The sequence below is a fragment of the Halomonas sp. ABH4_019 genome, assembly GCF_056159885.1.
In genome coordinates this window covers 182,443-197,787 of the sequence record NZ_JBSWWC010000003.1, presented here as the reverse complement: position 1 = coordinate 197,787, position 15,345 = coordinate 182,443, and the positions used below count along the sequence as shown (strand labels likewise).

At 72.2% G+C, this 15,345-nt stretch carries 11 protein-coding genes and 1 riboswitch; of the genes, 2 read left to right on the top strand and 9 right to left on the bottom strand.

Annotation, left to right across the window (positions count from 1 at the left end; genetic code table 11):
• Positions 1-20: 20 nt before the first annotated feature.
• Positions 21-1,244 (bottom strand): precorrin-6y C5,15-methyltransferase (decarboxylating) subunit CbiE, encoded by a 1,224-nt coding sequence (cbiE, locus tag ACXAFN_RS13255; protein ID WP_474989276.1) that lies wholly within the window; start codon positions 1,242-1,244, stop codon positions 21-23.
• Between cbiE and ACXAFN_RS13250 the strand changes: the two genes are divergently transcribed.
• Positions 1,243-2,007, top strand: a complete 765-nt coding sequence (locus ACXAFN_RS13250; protein ID WP_474989275.1) for a cobalt-precorrin-6A reductase — start codon at positions 1,243-1,245, stop codon at positions 2,005-2,007. The two genes, cbiE and ACXAFN_RS13250, sit on opposite strands and share 2 nt — an antisense overlap.
• Here the strand turns inward: ACXAFN_RS13250 and cobJ are convergent.
• From cobJ to ACXAFN_RS13210, 8 genes are all read right to left on the bottom strand, one after another.
• On the bottom strand, positions 1,965-2,756 hold the full coding sequence (gene cobJ / locus ACXAFN_RS13245) for a precorrin-3B C(17)-methyltransferase (RefSeq protein WP_474989274.1): 792 nt from the start codon (positions 2,754-2,756) through the stop codon (positions 1,965-1,967). The genes ACXAFN_RS13250 and cobJ overlap by 43 nt on opposite strands.
• Positions 2,753-3,505: a precorrin-2 C(20)-methyltransferase gene (gene cobI / locus ACXAFN_RS13240; RefSeq protein ID WP_474989273.1), complete on the bottom strand. Its 753-nt coding sequence runs from the start codon at positions 3,503-3,505 to the stop codon at positions 2,753-2,755. Before cobI ends, cobJ begins: the two co-directional genes overlap by 4 nt.
• Entirely contained in the window at positions 3,502-4,131 is a 630-nt protein-coding gene (locus tag ACXAFN_RS13235) for a precorrin-8X methylmutase (RefSeq protein ID WP_474989272.1), read from the bottom strand. The genes cobI and ACXAFN_RS13235 overlap by 4 nt, the downstream gene beginning before the upstream one ends.
• 72 nt (positions 4,132-4,203) lie before the next feature.
• On the bottom strand, positions 4,204-5,397 hold the full coding sequence (locus ACXAFN_RS13230; RefSeq protein ID WP_474989271.1) for a cobalamin biosynthesis protein CobG: 1,194 nt from the start codon (positions 5,395-5,397) through the stop codon (positions 4,204-4,206).
• Positions 5,398-5,425: 28 nt separating this feature from the next.
• Complete coding sequence (gene cobN / locus ACXAFN_RS13225; RefSeq protein WP_474989270.1) at positions 5,426-9,337, bottom strand: cobaltochelatase subunit CobN; 3,912 nt, start codon at positions 9,335-9,337, stop codon at positions 5,426-5,428.
• Positions 9,337-10,437, bottom strand: coding sequence for a cobalamin biosynthesis protein CobW (gene cobW, locus ACXAFN_RS13220; protein ID WP_474989269.1), 1,101 nt, complete (start codon positions 10,435-10,437; stop codon positions 9,337-9,339). The genes cobN and cobW overlap by 1 nt, the downstream gene beginning before the upstream one ends.
• A complete protein-coding gene (locus ACXAFN_RS13215) occupies positions 10,434-11,822 on the bottom strand; it encodes a cobyrinate a,c-diamide synthase (RefSeq protein ID WP_474989268.1) in 1,389 nt (462 codons plus the stop codon). The genes cobW and ACXAFN_RS13215 overlap by 4 nt, the downstream gene beginning before the upstream one ends.
• A gap of 20 nt (positions 11,823-11,842) precedes the next feature.
• Complete coding sequence (locus ACXAFN_RS13210; protein WP_474989267.1) at positions 11,843-13,630, bottom strand: AAA family ATPase; 1,788 nt, start codon at positions 13,628-13,630, stop codon at positions 11,843-11,845.
• A 120-nt stretch (positions 13,631-13,750) separates the two neighbouring features.
• A riboswitch (cobalamin riboswitch) is annotated at positions 13,751-13,980 on the bottom strand.
• A gap of 338 nt (positions 13,981-14,318) precedes the next feature.
• Here ACXAFN_RS13210 and ACXAFN_RS13205 point away from each other — a divergent pair.
• Positions 14,319-15,335 (top strand): ABC transporter substrate-binding protein, encoded by a 1,017-nt coding sequence (locus ACXAFN_RS13205; protein ID WP_474989266.1) that lies wholly within the window; start codon positions 14,319-14,321, stop codon positions 15,333-15,335.
• Positions 15,336-15,345: the final 10 nt, after the last annotated feature.

Genomic DNA, 15,345 nt, shown 5'->3' with positions numbered 1-15,345 from the left:
GGCACCCTGCCCCGCACCGCTCATTTCACGACTCGCCACTGCACGATGGGATAGGCGGCCTTCCAGCCGCGGCGGCTACCGAGGGCGGTCGCCGCCGACAGCTCCAGGCGCACCAGCTCGCCGCCCAGCTCGCGCTGCCGCTGGGCCAGCAGCGCCTCGGATTCGAGCGTCACCGCGTTGGCCACCAGCCGCGTGCCCGCCGGCAGGCGCGGCCACAGGGCGTCGAGCAGCGCCTCGGAGAGCCCGCCGCCGATGAAGACCGCATCAGGCGGCGGCGCGTCGGCGAAGTCATTCGCCAGCAGCGCCGCGGCGTCGCCCTCGATGACCTCCAGCCAGTCGACGCCGAGCTCGCGGGCGTTGCGCCGCGCACGCTCGGCCCGCTCGGCATCGCACTCGAGGCCCAGGGCGCGGTTGTCCGGATGGGCCAGCAGCCACTCGATGGCCACCGAGCCCGAGCCGGTGCCGATGTCCCACAGCCGCTCGCCCGGCATCGGGGCCAGGGCGGCGAGCGTGGCGGCGCGCACCGCCGGCCTGGTGATCTGGCCGTCGTGAGAAAACCAGCCATCCGGTCGCCCGGGCGTCAGCGGCAGCGCCGGCCCGTCGCCGTCGACCTCGAGCCCCACCGCCACCGGATGGGCGATGTCGCCCGGCGGCTCGGCGTCGGCGCGCCGGCGGCGTACGCGCTCTTGATCGCCCCCCAGAGCCTCCAGTATGTGGAGCCGGCTGGCGCCGAAGCCGACGCGCCCGAGCCAGTCGGCGAGCTCACCGACCGCGGCACCGTCGCGCAGCAGCACCAGCAGCCGGCGGCCGCAGTGCAGGTGCGGGCGCAGGCGCGTCAGCGGCCGAGCGTGCAGGCCGAGGCAGGTCACGCCCTCAAGCGACCAGCCGAGTCTCGATGCCGCCAGGCCGAAGGTCGAGGGCGACGGCAGCGAGCGCCACTCGCCCGGCGCGAGATGCCGCGCCAGGGTGGCGCCGGCGCCGAACCAGAAGGGGTCGCCGGAGGCCAGCATCACCGTGCGCCGGCCGCGCTCGGCCAGCAGCGCGGGGATGCCGTCGGCGAAGGGCACCGGCCACTCGCGCACCTCGGCGGAAAGCGAGGGCAGCAGGCGCAGGTGGCGACGGGCGCCGAACACCACCTCGGCGGCCTCCAGTGCCTCGCGGCTTGCCGGCGTGAGCCCGGCCGTGCCACTCTCGCCCCAGCCCACCACCGTCAGCCAGGGAGCGTCGTCCGCGTCAGTCATCATGAAGGTCCTGATCCTGGGAGGTACCACCGAGGCCAGCGCCCTGGCCCGCGCGCTCGCCGAGCGCGAGATCCCCGCGCTGTTCAGCTACGCCGGCCGCGTCGCCGCACCGAAACCCCAGCCGCTGCCGACCCGGGTCGGCGGCTTCGGCGGCGCGGACGGGCTGGCCGCCTTCCTCGAGGCGCAGCGCATCACCCACCTGGTCGATGCCACCCATCCCTTCGCCGAGCAGATGAGCCGCCACGCCGTGGCCGCGGCGGCGCGGGCGGGCACCACGCTGATCGCCCTGACCCGGCCGCCGTGGGTGCCGCAAGAGGGAGACCGCTGGCAGCGCGTCGCCAGCATCGAGGTGGCGGTGGCCGCACTTGCCGGTCCGCCCGAGCGGGTGCTGCTGGCGATCGGGCGCATGCATCTGGCGGCCTTCGCCGCCCGGCCCGAGCACCACTACGTGCTGCGGCTGGTCGACCTTCCCGAGGAGGCGCCGCCGCTGCCGCGCCATACCCTGACCGTCGACCGCGGCCCCTTCACCCGGGAGGGCGACCTGACCCTGCTGCGCGAGCACGGCGTCGAGCGCCTGGTATGCAAGAACGCCGGCGGCACGGGGGCCGCGGCCAAGCTCGAGGCCACCCGCGCGCTGGGGCTTCCGGTGCTGATGATCGACCGCCCGGCGCCGCCGCCCCGCCGCGAGGCGCATACCATCCGGGAAACGCTCGACTGGCTGGGTCATAGCACCGCCTCAAATGATGGTGCCGACCGCGGCGTATAGACCCACTCGTCCGCCTCGTCGCTTGCGGCCGGAATGCGCCGCGTCAGGCTCGAGCCCACCATCACCAGGGTGCGCATGTCGGCCATCTCGGGGGTCGCCTCGCCGAGGGTGACCACCCGCAGGCGCTCCTCCGGGGTGGAGACCGCGCGAGCGAACATGATCGGGCGATCCAGGCCGCAGGCCTCGCGCAGCACGTCCAGGGCGCGGGCGAAGCCCTCCGGCCGCGAGCGGGAACGCGGGTTGTAGAAGGCCATGGCGAAGTCGGCCTCGGCGGCCAGCCGCAGGCGCTTCTCGATCAGCGCCCAGGGCTTGAGGTTGTCGGAGAGATTGAGGCAGCAGAAGTCGTGGCCCAGCGGCGCGCCGAGCCGCGCGCCGGCGGCGAGCATCGCCGAGACCCCCGGCAGCACCTGGATGTCCAGCGCCCGCCAGGCCGGCTGGCCCGCCTCCAGCGCCTCGAATACCGCCGCGCCCATGGCGAACACGCCGGGGTCGCCCGAGGACACCACCGCCACCCGGCGGCCGTCGGCGGCCATCGCCAGCGCCTGCTCGGCGCGGCGGATCTCCTCGCGGTTGTCCGAGCCGTGGCGGGTCAGCCCCGGGCGCGGCGCGACCCGCTCGACGTAGGGCACGTAGCCCACCACGTCGGTGGCCTCCATCAGCACGCTCGACGCCTCGGGGGTGATCAGCGCCTCGCTGCCGGGGCCGAGACCGACAATCCGGACCCAGCCTTTTGGTGTCTCCGCACTCATGGCCGCCTCCCGTTGCCGTGAATCACCAGGATCGAGAAATAGGGCACCCGCTCGCCGGCATCGCGCAGCGGCACCACCCGCTGACGGCCCATGGAGGCGTACTCGATCAGCCAGGCCTCGTCTTCGCGGCCGGCGCTTGCCAGGGCGCGGCGCAGCTTGTCGAGGTGGCGGCCGATCTTCATCACCACCAGGGCGTCGGTGCGCGCGATGCGCTCGGCCAGCCGGTCCTCGGGCTGGGTCGCGGTCAGCACGGTCAGCACGTCGTCGCCCCAGGTGATGGGCCAGCCCGTGGCCGTCCAGGCGGCGGACATGCCGGTGATGCCGGGCACCACCTCCACCGGCACGCGATCCAGCAGCCGCGTGTAGAGGTGCATAAAGGAGCCGTAGAAGAAGGGATCGCCCTCGCACAGCACCGCCACGTCCTGGCCCGCCCCGGCGATCTCGGCAAGCTTCGCCACCTGGCGTTCGTAGAAGGCCGCCAGCCACTCGTTGTAGCGCGGATCGTCGACGGGAATCTCGGTGGTGACCGGATACTCCATCGCAAGCTCCACGGCACCGGGCGCCAGCATGCCCTCGACGATGGTGCGAGCGTGGCCGGTGCGGCCCTTCTTGCGGAAGTAGGCGACGTGGCTGGCGCCGCGGATCAGCCGGTCGGCGCGCACGCTCATCAGGTCCTGGCTGCCGGGGCCAAGGCCGATGCCGTGAATCGTGCCGGGGGGCGTGCTGGAAGGCGTCTCTGGCATCGTCATTCGCTGCGATCCGCCATGGCATTGATGGCGGCCACCGTCACCGCGCTGCCGCCGAGCCGGCCCTCGACGATGGCGCAGGGCGCCGCCCCGCTCTCCCACAGCGCCTGCTTGGACTCCGCCGCGCCGACGAAGCCCACCGGGCAGCCGACGATCGCCGCCGGGCGCGGGCAGTCCGGGTCCTCGAGCATGTTGAGCAGGTGGAACAGCGCGGTCGGCGCGTTGCCGATCGCCACCACCGCGCCCTCGAGCTGGGGCCGCCACAGCTCCAGCGCCGCCGCCGAGCGGGTATTGCCCATCTCGTGCGCCAGCCCCGGCACCCGCTCGTCGTGCAGGGTGCAGATCACGGCGTTGTCCGCCGGCAGGCGCTTGCGGGTGATGCCCTCGGCGACCATGCGCGCATCGCACAAGATCGGCGCCCCGGCCTCCAGCGCCGCCCGGGCGCGGGCCACCGCGTCGTCGCGGAAGTGGACGTGGGGCGCCAGCGCCACCAGGCCGGCGGCGTGAATCATGCGCACGGCGACCGGCTCCTCCTCGCGCGAGAAGCGTGAAAGCTCGGCCTCGCGCCGTATGATGGCGAAGGACTCCCGGTAGATCGCCGGTCCGTCGGTTTCATAGACGTAAGGCATGTTGTTCCTCTCAATCACTCGGTACCGGCAACGAGGCGGCGCGAGCGATGAACGCGCCACCTCGTCCCCGCGTCATCGGTTGTTCCGCATCGCGACGATGCGCTCGACGGCATCGGCTTCGCTGAGGCCGGTCGCGACCGGCGTGTCGTCGGCGCGTCCGCCCAGAATCAGGTCATAGCGGCCGTCGCGCCCCGTCAGGCAGACCTCGGCCAGGCCGCCGCGGGCGCAGCCCTTGGCGCAGCCGGAAAGATGCAGGCTGCCGGTCGCTGGCTTGCCGGAGCGCTCGGCCAGCGACCGAGCCAGGCCTTGGGTCGCCACACTGGCCTGGGCACAGAACGGCGCGCCGGGGCAGGCGTCCATGGCCAGGCGCGGGTCGCGCGGGTCATGAATCAGCCCGTCGTCCGCCGCGGCTTCGTTTTGCCCCGCGTGCTCGCCTTCCAGCAGCAGGCGCCGCCAGGGCGTCACGCGCACGCCGGTGATGCCCTCGGCGGAGAATAAAGAGCGAAGCGTCGAGGCCGGCGCCCGGCCGAAGGGCAGCCCCACCACCCGGCCATGCGGATGCGGCCCCGGCGCCAGGTTCGGGGCATGGTCGGACGCCTGCGGCGCGGCAGCTGGCTCGGTATCGGCCTCCGCCCACTCAGGCAGCGGCGTCTCGAAGCGACGCATCCGCCCGGCCGCGGGGCCGCCCGACTCGACAAACCAGTGCGCCAGCCGCGTCATCAGCGCGACCGCGGCCTCGGCGTCGGCGACCGGCGTGGCGAGATCGCGCCCTTCGGCCCGCACAAGGAGGCCGCCCTCGCGCGAGCGCTCCAGACGCAGGTCGGCGGGCACGTCACCCAACACCGGCGCCGGGCCGGCATCCAGCGCCAGGCCCCACTTGTCCGGCAACGCCGGCCAGTCGGCCATGCGATGTTCCAGCAGGCGCGCCGCCTCGACGATGGCATCGCCGTCGCACCAGTCCGGGGCGAGCAGCAGCCCCGGGCGGCGCTCACCCTCGGCGTCCGGGGCCGCCAGGCCGTGCTCGACCAGAAACGCCATCAGCGCGGGCCAGCCGGCCTCGCTCACGCCGCGCAGCTGCAGGTTGGCGCGGCGGGTCAGCTCGATCAGGCCGCTGCCCCAGGTCTCGGCGGCGTCGCACAGCGCCAGCATCCGGGCCCTTGTAAGCCGGCCCAGCGGCGGGCGCACGCGCACCAACAGGCCGTCGCCGGTGGCCATGGGCCGCCAGGCGCCGGGACACCAGCCGCGCACGCGGGGCGAGGCGCTCAAGAGGCACTCTCCTTCATGCTCTTTGTTTTCAAGACATGCCCTCCCGTCGCTCGTCGAACTCGAGCAGCAGGTCCTGCAGGGCGTCGCCGCGCTCGCCGGCGTCTTCCCACAGGCCGCGTTGGACGGCCTCGAGCAGCCGCTCGGCCATCTCTTCCAGCGCCGCGGCGTTGTGCTCGCGCAGGAAGCGCTGGTTGGCGTCGTCGAACACCAGGGCATCGCTCACCTGGGCAAACTGGTGGTCGGGCACCAGGTCGGTAGTGGCGTCATAGGCGAACAGATAGTCCACGCTGGCGGCCATCTCGAAGGCGCCCTTGTAGCCGTGCTCGCGCATGGCCTCGATCCACTTGGGATTGAGCACCCGGGAGCGCACCACCCGCGTGATCTCCTCCTGCAGGGTGCGGATGCGCGGCCGCGCCGGGTTGGCGTGGTCGGCGTGGTAGACGGCCGGCGCCTCGCCGCCGAGGGCGCGGCCGGCGTTGGCCATGCCGCCCTGGAAGGCGTAGTAGGTGCTGGAGTCGAGGATGTCGTGCTCGCGGTTGTCCTGGTTGTGCAGCACCGCCTGCAGCCCCTCGAGCCGATGCGCGAAGGCGCGGCGCGCCCCGGCGCCGGAATCGGGGAACTGGCCGTAGGCGTAGGCGCCGGCCGCGACATAGGCCTCGGCCAGCTCGTCGGCGTCGTCCCAGGCACTCGAATCGACCAGCCGATCCAGGCCGGTGCCGTACTCGCCGGGCTTGCTGCCGAACACCCGGAAGCCCGCCTCCCGCTCGGCCGCCTCGGGCGAGAGCCCGGCGGCCTCCAGCTCGCCGCGGCGCGCCTCGACCGCGGCGCGGATGGTGTTGCTAGTGCCCGGCTCGTGATAGTCGGCCACCGCCCGCACCGCGGCGTCGAACAGCTTGATGACGTGGGGGAAGGCGTCGCGGAAGAAGCCGGACACCCGCAGGGTGACGTCCACCCGCGGCCGGCCCAGCAGCATGCTGGGGATGACCTCCACGTCGACCACCCGCCGGGAGCCCAGCGACCAGATCGGCCGCACGCCCATCAGCGCCAGGGCCTGGGCGATGTCGTCGCCGCCGGTGCGCATGGTGGCGGTGCCCCAGATCGACAGCCCCAGCCGACGCGGATAGTCGCCGTGATCCTGCAGGTAGCGCTCGACGAACGCCTGGGCCGAGGCCTCGCCCAGCGACCAGGCGGCGGGCGACGGCACGGCGCGATTGTCGACGCTGAAGAAGTTGCGCCCGGTGGGCAGCACGTCGAGCCGGCCGCGGCTGGGCGCCCCGCTCGGCCCCGGCGGCACGGCGAGGCCGTCGAGCCCGTCGAGCAGCGCGCCGATCTCGCGCTCGGCACCGTGGCACATGGCGGCCCAGAGGCCGTCACGGGCGTGGCGACACAGCGCCGCGGTGGCCGGCCAGTCGCGGGCCAGCGCCTCGAGATCGCCGTCTTCCAGCACATGGCCTTCGACCAGCCGCTCGGCGAGTGTTTCCAGGCGCTCGCGGGTGTCGGCGGCGCTGCGCCAGGGCGAGCCCTCCAGCTCGGCCAACTCACTCAAGGCCGCCGGCCTCGGCCCCGTCCAGGGCTCGTCGCCGGCCGCCAGCGGATCGAAACGCGTGCCCTCCTGACCCGTGACACCCGGCTCGCGCAGGCCCAGGTCGTCGGCCAGGGCGTGCAGCAGGCCCTGCTGCGTCGGCTTATCGCCTCGCGGCAGCCGCAGGATCGCGACCAGGGTCGCGGCCCGCTTTTCCGCCGGTGGCAGGGTGCCGAGCACGTGCAGGCCGTGGCGGATCTGGGCTTCCTTGATATCGCAGAGGAAGGTGTCGAGCTCGTTGAGCAGGCGCTCGTCGTCGCCCTGGCCGGCGTCATCTCCCTCGCTCGCCGACGGCTTCAGCTCGGCGTCGATGCCGGTGCGCTTCAGGTGCTCGAGGATGCGCTCGCGCAGCAGCGCCTCGCGGCGCGGGTCCATGCCCAGCGCCTGGTAGTACTCGTCGGTCAGCGACTCGAGTTCGGCCAGCTCGCCGTAGAGCTCGGCCCGGGCCAGCGGCGGCATCAGGTGATCGATGATCACCGCCTGGCTGCGGCGCTTGGCCTGGGCGCCCTCGCCCGGGTCGTTGACGATGAAGGGATAGAAATGCGGCAGCGGCCCCAGCGCCACGTCCGGCCAGCACTCGGCCGAGAGCGCCGTGCTCTTGCCGGGCAGCCACTCCAGGTTGCCGTGCTTGCCGACATGGATCACCGCGTCCACCCGGTAGTGCTCGCGCAGCCACAGGTAGAAGGCCAGGTAGCTGTGGGGCGGCACCAGCTCGGTGTCGTGGTAGCTCTTGACCGGGTCGGCGTCCGGACCGGCATCGATGTCGCGTGCCGGCTGGATGCCGACGAAGGTCTCGCCGAGGCGGATGCCGGCGATCAGCAGCCGACCCTGGCGGTGCTTGGGATCGTCCTCGGGGGCGCCCCAGCGCCGCCAGACCGCCTCCTGAAGCGCATCCGGCAGGGTGCGGAACCAGGCCAGGTAGTCGTCGACGCCGAGGCTCTGCCAGCTGCCGCGCCAGGCAAGCGACTGCGGATCGTTGGTCACGCTGCCCTGGAGGCGCCGGATCAGCTCGTCGCCGTCCGCGGGCAGGTCCGCCAGCGGATAGCCGGCCCCTTCCAGCGCGCGCAGCAGGTTGACGGCGGAGGCCGGGGTGTCGAGGCCGACGCCGTTGCCGATGCGGCCGTCCCGGGTCGGATAGTTGGCCAGCACCAGCGCCAGGCGCTTGTCGGCGTTGGCGGTGTGGCGCAGCCGCGCGTAGCGCCGGGCCAATGCGGCGACGAAGGCGGCGCGCTCGGGATGCGGCGCATGGCGGGTCACCGACAGCTGGCAGCGCTCGCTGTAGTGGGCTTCGGCCTTGAAGCCCACCGCCCGGGTGATGACGCGTCCGTCCATCTCCGGCAGCACCACCTGCATGGCCACGTCCCGGCTGTGCAGGCCGGCGGCCTTGTCGCGCCAGTCGTCCTCGGGGCTGCTGGCCAGTATCGCCTGCAGCACCACCGGGCGGCCGGCGAACGGGCCCGCCGCGTCATCCCCGTCGTCGCCGAACGCACCACCGGCGACCTCGCCCTCGTCGGGCTCGCGGTTGACCGAGAAGCCGGTGGTGTTGACCACCAGGCCGGCGCCGGTGCGCTCGATCAGGTGATCGACGAAGGCGACGCAGGCGTCTTCCTTCAGCGAGGCCACCGCCACCGCCAGCGGCGCCAGGCCCTCGGCCTCGAGCGCCGCGATCAGGCCGTCCAGCACCGCGGTGTTCGCCCCCTGCAGATGGCTGCGATAGAACAGCAGCAGGCAGACGGGGTGTGCGGGATCGCGCTGCGCCTCCCAGTCCGCCAGCGACGCCTCGGGTTGCCTCGGCAAATAGACTAAAGCTGGGGGAATCGCCCGCGGTTCGCGCCAGTCGAGCGGCGCCGCCGCGCTCTGTTCCAGGCCCAGATATTCCGCGCCGACGAAGCGCAGCAGCTGCTCGGCGTTGTCGGCGCCGCCCTCGCGCAGGTAGCGCCATACCCGACGGGCCGACTCGACCGGCACGCTGGAGGCCTCCAGCAGGGCATCGTCGGGAGCGTCGCAGCCCGGCACCAGGATCAGCCGCCGCGTCGGGTCCGCCGCCGCCCAGGCCCGCAGGCGATCGACGCCGTACTGCCAGTAGGCGCTGCCGCCGAGCAGCGAGACGATCACCAGCCGCGCGTGGTCCAGCACCCGATCCTCGTAGAGATCAAAGGCGGCCGGCTTGACCAGGTTCATCCAGTTGGCGAGGCGCACCGAGGGATAGGCGTCGCCCAGGCGCTCGACCGCCTGGGCCAACGCCGACAGGCTGCTGTCGGCGGCCGACAGGATCACGACCTCGGCGGGCGTCTGCTGCAGGTCGACGATGCCCTCGTCGTCGACGAAGCCTCCCGGCTTGGCGGCGAACAGGTGCATCAGGCGGGCGTCGCGCTCTCGGCACCGGCCAGCGCCGCCTCCAGCACCTCGCGATCCAGGTGCCGGCCGATGATGACCAGCTCGGTGTGACGCGGCTCGCCTAGCGCCCACAGCCGGTCAAAGTAGCCGTCCAGCCGTTCGCCCACGGCCTGGATCACCCGGCGCATGGGCTTGCCGGGAATCGCCGCGAAGCCCTTGGCGCGATAGATCTGGTGTTCTTTCAGCAGCGCGGCCAGGCGCGCCTCCAGCGCCTCGGCGTCGACCTCGCCCAGGCGGATCACCAGGCCGTCGAAGTGATCGTGGGCGTGGTCGTGATGGGCGCCCTCGGCGTGGTGGCGGTCGTGGTGGTTGTCGATGCGGTCGATGCCCTCCTCGCTCGCCGCGCCGATGCCCATCAGCGCCTCCAGGCGCACCGGATCGTCGGCCAGGCTCGGATCGATATAGAGCGTCTTCACGGACCCGGGGACCTTGTCGGCCACCAGCGCCTCGACCCGCGCGCGCTCGTCCTCGGCGAGCAGGTCGCTCTTGCTGACCAGCACCAGGTCGGCGGCGCTCAGCTGGTCGTCCAGCAGCTCGCGCAGGCTGGGATCGTGATCCAGGCTGTCGTCGGCGCGACGCTGGGCCTCGACCCGCTCGACGTCGCTGGCGTAGCGGCCGGCGGCCACGGCCGGGCCGTCGACCACGGTGATGATGGCATCGACGGTGCAGTGCTGGCGCACCTCCGGCCAGTTGAAGGCCTGCACCAGCGGCTTGGGCAGCGCCAGGCCGCTGGTCTCGATCAGGATGTGGTCGATGTCGTCGCGGCGGGCCACCAGCTTCTTCATCACCGGCAGGAACTCCTCCTCCACCGTGCAGCAGATGCAGCCGTTGGCCAGCTCATAGATGCCGCCGTCCTCGTCCAGCGCGACCGCCCCCTCATCGTCACAGCCGATGGCGCAGCCGCGCAGCAGGCTGGAGTCGATGTCCTGCTCGCCGAATTCGTTGACGATCACGGCGATGCGCTTGCCGGTGATGCGGCGCAGGATGCCGGCCAGCAGCGTGGTCTTGCCGCTGCCGAGGAAGCCGGTCACCACCGTGGCGGGAATCTTGTCGAGTTTCATGCGTGGCATTCCTTGGGCTTGTCGAAGTTCTGGTCGGAGGTGTGAGCGAGATCGGCCTCGACCGCGTCCGCACCGAACAGGCGGGCCACGGCGGCGGGGTTGTCGGGGAAGAACAGGTGCAGGTAGGACGCCGTCAGGCCGCGTTCGCGATAGATCGCCTCGCCCGGCGCGGGATGGCGCTGGCGGCGACCAAAGGCGATGGGCTCAGGGGTGCCGCTGGCCTGGGAGCGATGATGGGCGTGGCCGCGCACCGGCCCTTCGGGCAGCTCGGCGGTCTGCATCCCCTGGCAGCCGCGGCGCCCGCGCATGGCGCCGGCACCGGGCAGTAGGCCCAGCATGGCGTGGGTCTCGCCGTCCTGATCGGTCAGGGTCTCCAGGCAGTAGAGCAGCCCGCCGCACTCGGCGAGGATCGGCAGATCGTCCTCGAAGGCCCGCCGGAGGTCGTCGCGCAGCGCGAGGTTGGCGGCCAGGCCTTCGGCGTGCAGCTCCGGGTAGCCGCCCGGCAGCCACAGGGCGTCGCAGGCCGGCAGGGTCGTATCGGTCAGCGGCGAGAAGAATCGCAGCGTCGCGCCCAGGCGCTCGAGCAGGTCCAGGTTGGCCTGATAAATGAAGCTGAAGGCGGCGTCCCGGGCCACGGCGATGGTGCGACCGGCCAGCCAGGCCGGCGGCGCGGAGGCCTCGATGGGTGCCGGGGCAAAGGTCACCGGTGGCAGCGCCAGCAGGGCTTCTGCCAGGCCCTCGGCGGCGAGCGCCTCGGCGCCGGCGTCGAAGCGCGCCTCCAGGTCGTCGCGGATCTCCTCGGCCTGGACCAGCCCCAGGTGGCGCTCGGGCAGCGCCAGGGCCGGGTCACGGGGCACCGCCGCCAGCAGCGGCACGCTCTCCGGCAGCGCGCCCTCGATCAGCTCGCGATGGCGGGCCGAGCCGCAGGCGTTGGCGATCAGCCCGGCGATGCGCACGTCGTCGCGGAAGCCGGCCAGCCCGGCCACCAGCGCCGCCGCGGTCTGGGCCATGCCCTTGACGTCCATCACGATCACCATCGGCAGCCCGAACAGCGCGGCCAAATCGGCGCTGGAGGGCTCGCCGTCGAACAGCCCCATGGCGCCCTCGACCAGGATCAGGTCGGCTTCCCGGGCGGCCTCGAACAGCCGCTGGCGGCAGTAGGCCTCGCCGGCCATCCACAGGTCGAGCGGGTCCACCGGCTGGCCGGAGGCCTGGGCCAGCACCCGCGGGTCGAGGTAGTCCGGCCCGGTCTTGAACACCCGCACCACCCTGCCCTGGCGGCGCAGCATCCGCGCCAGCGCCGCGGTCACGGTGGTCTTGCCCTGGCCCGAGGCCGGTGCGGCGACGAACACCGCCGGGCAGCTCACGGCGTCGTGTTCGCGCATCGCGTTCGCTTCCTTGACGTTCATGTCGATGCCCAACCCCCAGCCTCCAGGCCGGCCAGCGGCCGGTAATCGGCGCCCAGCGCCCGGGCGATGTCGCGGCCGCGGCCGCGCTTCACGGCGGCGGATTCGGTGTCGACGACCACGCAGTCGCCGAGCGGCGGCAGGCCGCCGAGCGGCTGGCGGGTGCGGCCGTCGGTGATCAGGTAGGTGCGCACCTGCAGGCCGGCGTTCTGGCGACGCCAGCGGCGCACCAGCCGGGCGGCGTGGCGCACGGCTTCGCGCAGCGGCGTGCCGCCGCCGCCGGGCACGGCATCGAGCCGTTCGAGCAGGTCCTTGGGCGCGCGGCGCCGGGGCTGGAGAGTCTCGATGCCGTCGTTGCCGAAGCCCAGCACCGCGATCTGCTCGCGGGCGGCGTAGGCCCGGCGCGCCAGCGCATCGACCGCGCCCTTGGCCCGGCCCAGCAGGCGCCGGCCGAGGGTCGAGGCGGAGGTGTCCAGCAGCACCAGGTGCAGCATCGGCTGGCCGCTGCGCGGGCGGCGATAGCACAGGCGATGCCAGGGGCGGCGGCCGCGATGCTCGACCAGGGTGGCGAACCAGTCCGGGCGCGGCGCGGTATCCGCCGACTCACTCTGTCGGCGATTCAGGCGACGATCTCGGCGGCGGCCCGCCTGACGACCGGGGCGCCGGCTCGACGCGGCCGAGGCCGTCGTTGTCTTCGCTGGCGCGGCGGTGGCCCTGGGCAGCGACGGCATCGGCGTCGCCACGCTCGGCTGCGCCACCGGGGGCATGGCGCCCCACTGACCCTGGGGCCGTGCATCGGCCCCGGGGGCCCGGGCGTCGTCGGAGACCGGCTGGCGTGAATCGTCGCCGCTCGCCACACGCCCACCGGGCCCGTTGCCACCGGCACCCGAGCCGGAGCCGCTGCCATCGTCGTCGGGGGCGACGGTGCGGCGGTGGGCCAGCACCCAGGGCTCGACGACGTCCAGGTCCTCACGCTCGACGCGCGCCGCGCCGCGCCAGGCCGCATGGGCCCGGGCGGCGCGGTGCCAGGTGACGTCGGCGCGCAGCCCCTCGACGCCGGCGGCCTCGCTGCCCGCGGCGATATGCTCGTAGACCCAGGGCTCGGCCGTGATCCCGCCCAGCCGCTCGCGGGCCTCGGCCAGGCGCCGGGTCAGCGCCGCCTGCTCGGCCTGGTGGCCATCGACGAAGGCGCGCGGATCGCGGTCGAAGGCCTCGCGCTGGCGCAGGATCGCCACCCGCTCGGCCACGCCGGGGCTCGCCGCCTGTTCGACGCACAGGCCGAAGCGGTCGAGCAGCTGCGGGCGCAGCTCGCCCTCGTCGGGATTCATGGTGCCGATCAGGCTGAAGCGCGCCGGGTGGGCATGGCTAAGGCCGTCGCGCTCGACCCGGTTGACGCCGCTGGCGGCCACGTCGAGCAGCAGGTCGACCAGCGCATCCGGCAGCAGGTTGACCTCGTCGACGTACAGCAGCCCGCCGTGGGCGCGGGCCAGCAGGCCTGGCTGGAAGCGCGCCTCGCCGTCGGCGAGCACCCGCTGCAGGTCCAGGCTGCCAGTCAGGCGCTCCTCGCTGGCGCCCAGCGGCAGGGGCACCAGCGACGGTCGCCGCCCCTCGACGTCGTCGGGAAGGATCGCCGCCAGCGCCCGGGCCAGGGTCGACTTGGCGCTGCCCCTGGGGCCGCTGACCAGCACGCCGCCGATGCGCGGCTCGATGACGTTGAGCAGCAGCGCGGTCTTGAGCGCCGGCTGGCCGACGACGGCGACGAAGGGGAATTCGGGCACGGCGCTCATGGCATCGCCACCCGGCATCGGGCAGGCGCGACGAGAACGCGACGGCGGAGACGCCGCCGGAAGGAGGCATCGGGAAACACAGGCATGTTAATCCTCTCGGTGCCCACCGCACCGGCATGGAATGACTCGACGTGACAGGCCGGTCTCCGGGCTCAGAAGGGGGCACTCACCGGGTCATGGCCCTGGGTGTGGTGCCGTGATCCGCACCTTCCCGGCGGGTCGCCAGTGGTCATCGCGGATCGCGCTTCATTACCGTTGCGGGGGCAGCGCTGGGATCGGCCGTGGCCTCACCAGACTTCCCGATTATCCCCTACCAGCATGGCAGGGGCACCTGTCTCCGAACCGAATATCCTAAGTAACTGCCGACACGAGCGCAATCCGCCGCGCGCCTACGGGTGGCGAAAATATCGCTAGACCGGGCGCCATCGTGGCCCACCGAGGCATCCCTCCACGCGCGCTTTCCATGGGTGAGCCGCGATCGCTTCCCGGAAAATTCGGGACTTGTTTTTCTTCGTCGCCTTGATCCATGATGCTCGCCTTTCGAGCCCCGCCTACCGAAAACTCGACATCAACAGCCGCTTCCCGCGGAACAAAGGATGAAAAAACACGGCCTAAAGACACCCTTAAGTCACTAAAAAATTCTCCAGAAAATCACCTTCAAAGCATCTAAAAAAATGGACCACTACCCATGAAACACACCCGCCACATGCTGGCAGCCCTGGCCCTTTTACCCGGCACCTTCGCCATGGCCGATGCCACCTCCTATCCGCTGACCCTGAGCAACTGCGGCACCGATCTGCGCTTCGAAGCCGCCCCCGAAAGCGCGGTCACGGTCGGCCAGTCGGCGACCGAAACGCTCTACGCCCTTGGGCTCGCCGAGCGGGTCGAAGGCACCTCGGTATGGTTCACTCCAGTGTTACCGCAGTTCGAGGAGGTCAACGCCGATATCGAGCGTATCGCCGACAATGACCCGAGCTTCGAGGCCGTGGTGAACAAGAAGCCTCGCCTCGTCGCCGCCCAGTACGAGTGGCACATCGGCCCCACCGGCAGCGTGGCCACCCGCGACCAGCTCCATGAGCTGGGCATCCATACCTACATCATGCCCGCCGACTGCGATACCAAGGACAATTCCACCGGCGGCGACGGCACGCGCATCGCCGCTTTTTCCCCGGAATCCGTCTACAAGGGGATCGCCGAACTGGCCAGCATTTTCGACGTTCAGGACACCGGGGAAGCCCTGGTGGCCGACCTGCAACGCCGCGAGAATGCGGCCATTGAAGAGGCCGAAAATCTCGAGCTTCCGGACGATCTGTCGGCGGTCTTCTGGTTCTCTTCGCCCGACGAGTCGGTGGCCCCCTACGTGGCCGGACGGCTCGGCGCCCCGGGCTACATGATGGACAAGCTCGGCATCGACAACGTCATTCAGTCCGATGAGGAATGGCCGGTGGTCGGCTGGGAAACCATCGCCCAGGCCGATCCCGATGTCATCGTGGTAGCCCGCATGGATCGTCGCCGCTATGCCGCCGACAGCGTCCAGGCCAAGCTCGCGTTCCTCCACCAGGACCCCGTGGCTCGGAAAATGTCGGCGGTGCAGAACGGCCACATCATCGAAATGGATGCCCATGCGATGAGCGCGACGATGCGCACGATCTACGGCCTCGAAACGCTGGTGGATGCCCTGTCCGGAATGTCCTTCGCGCGATGAGCGACACCGT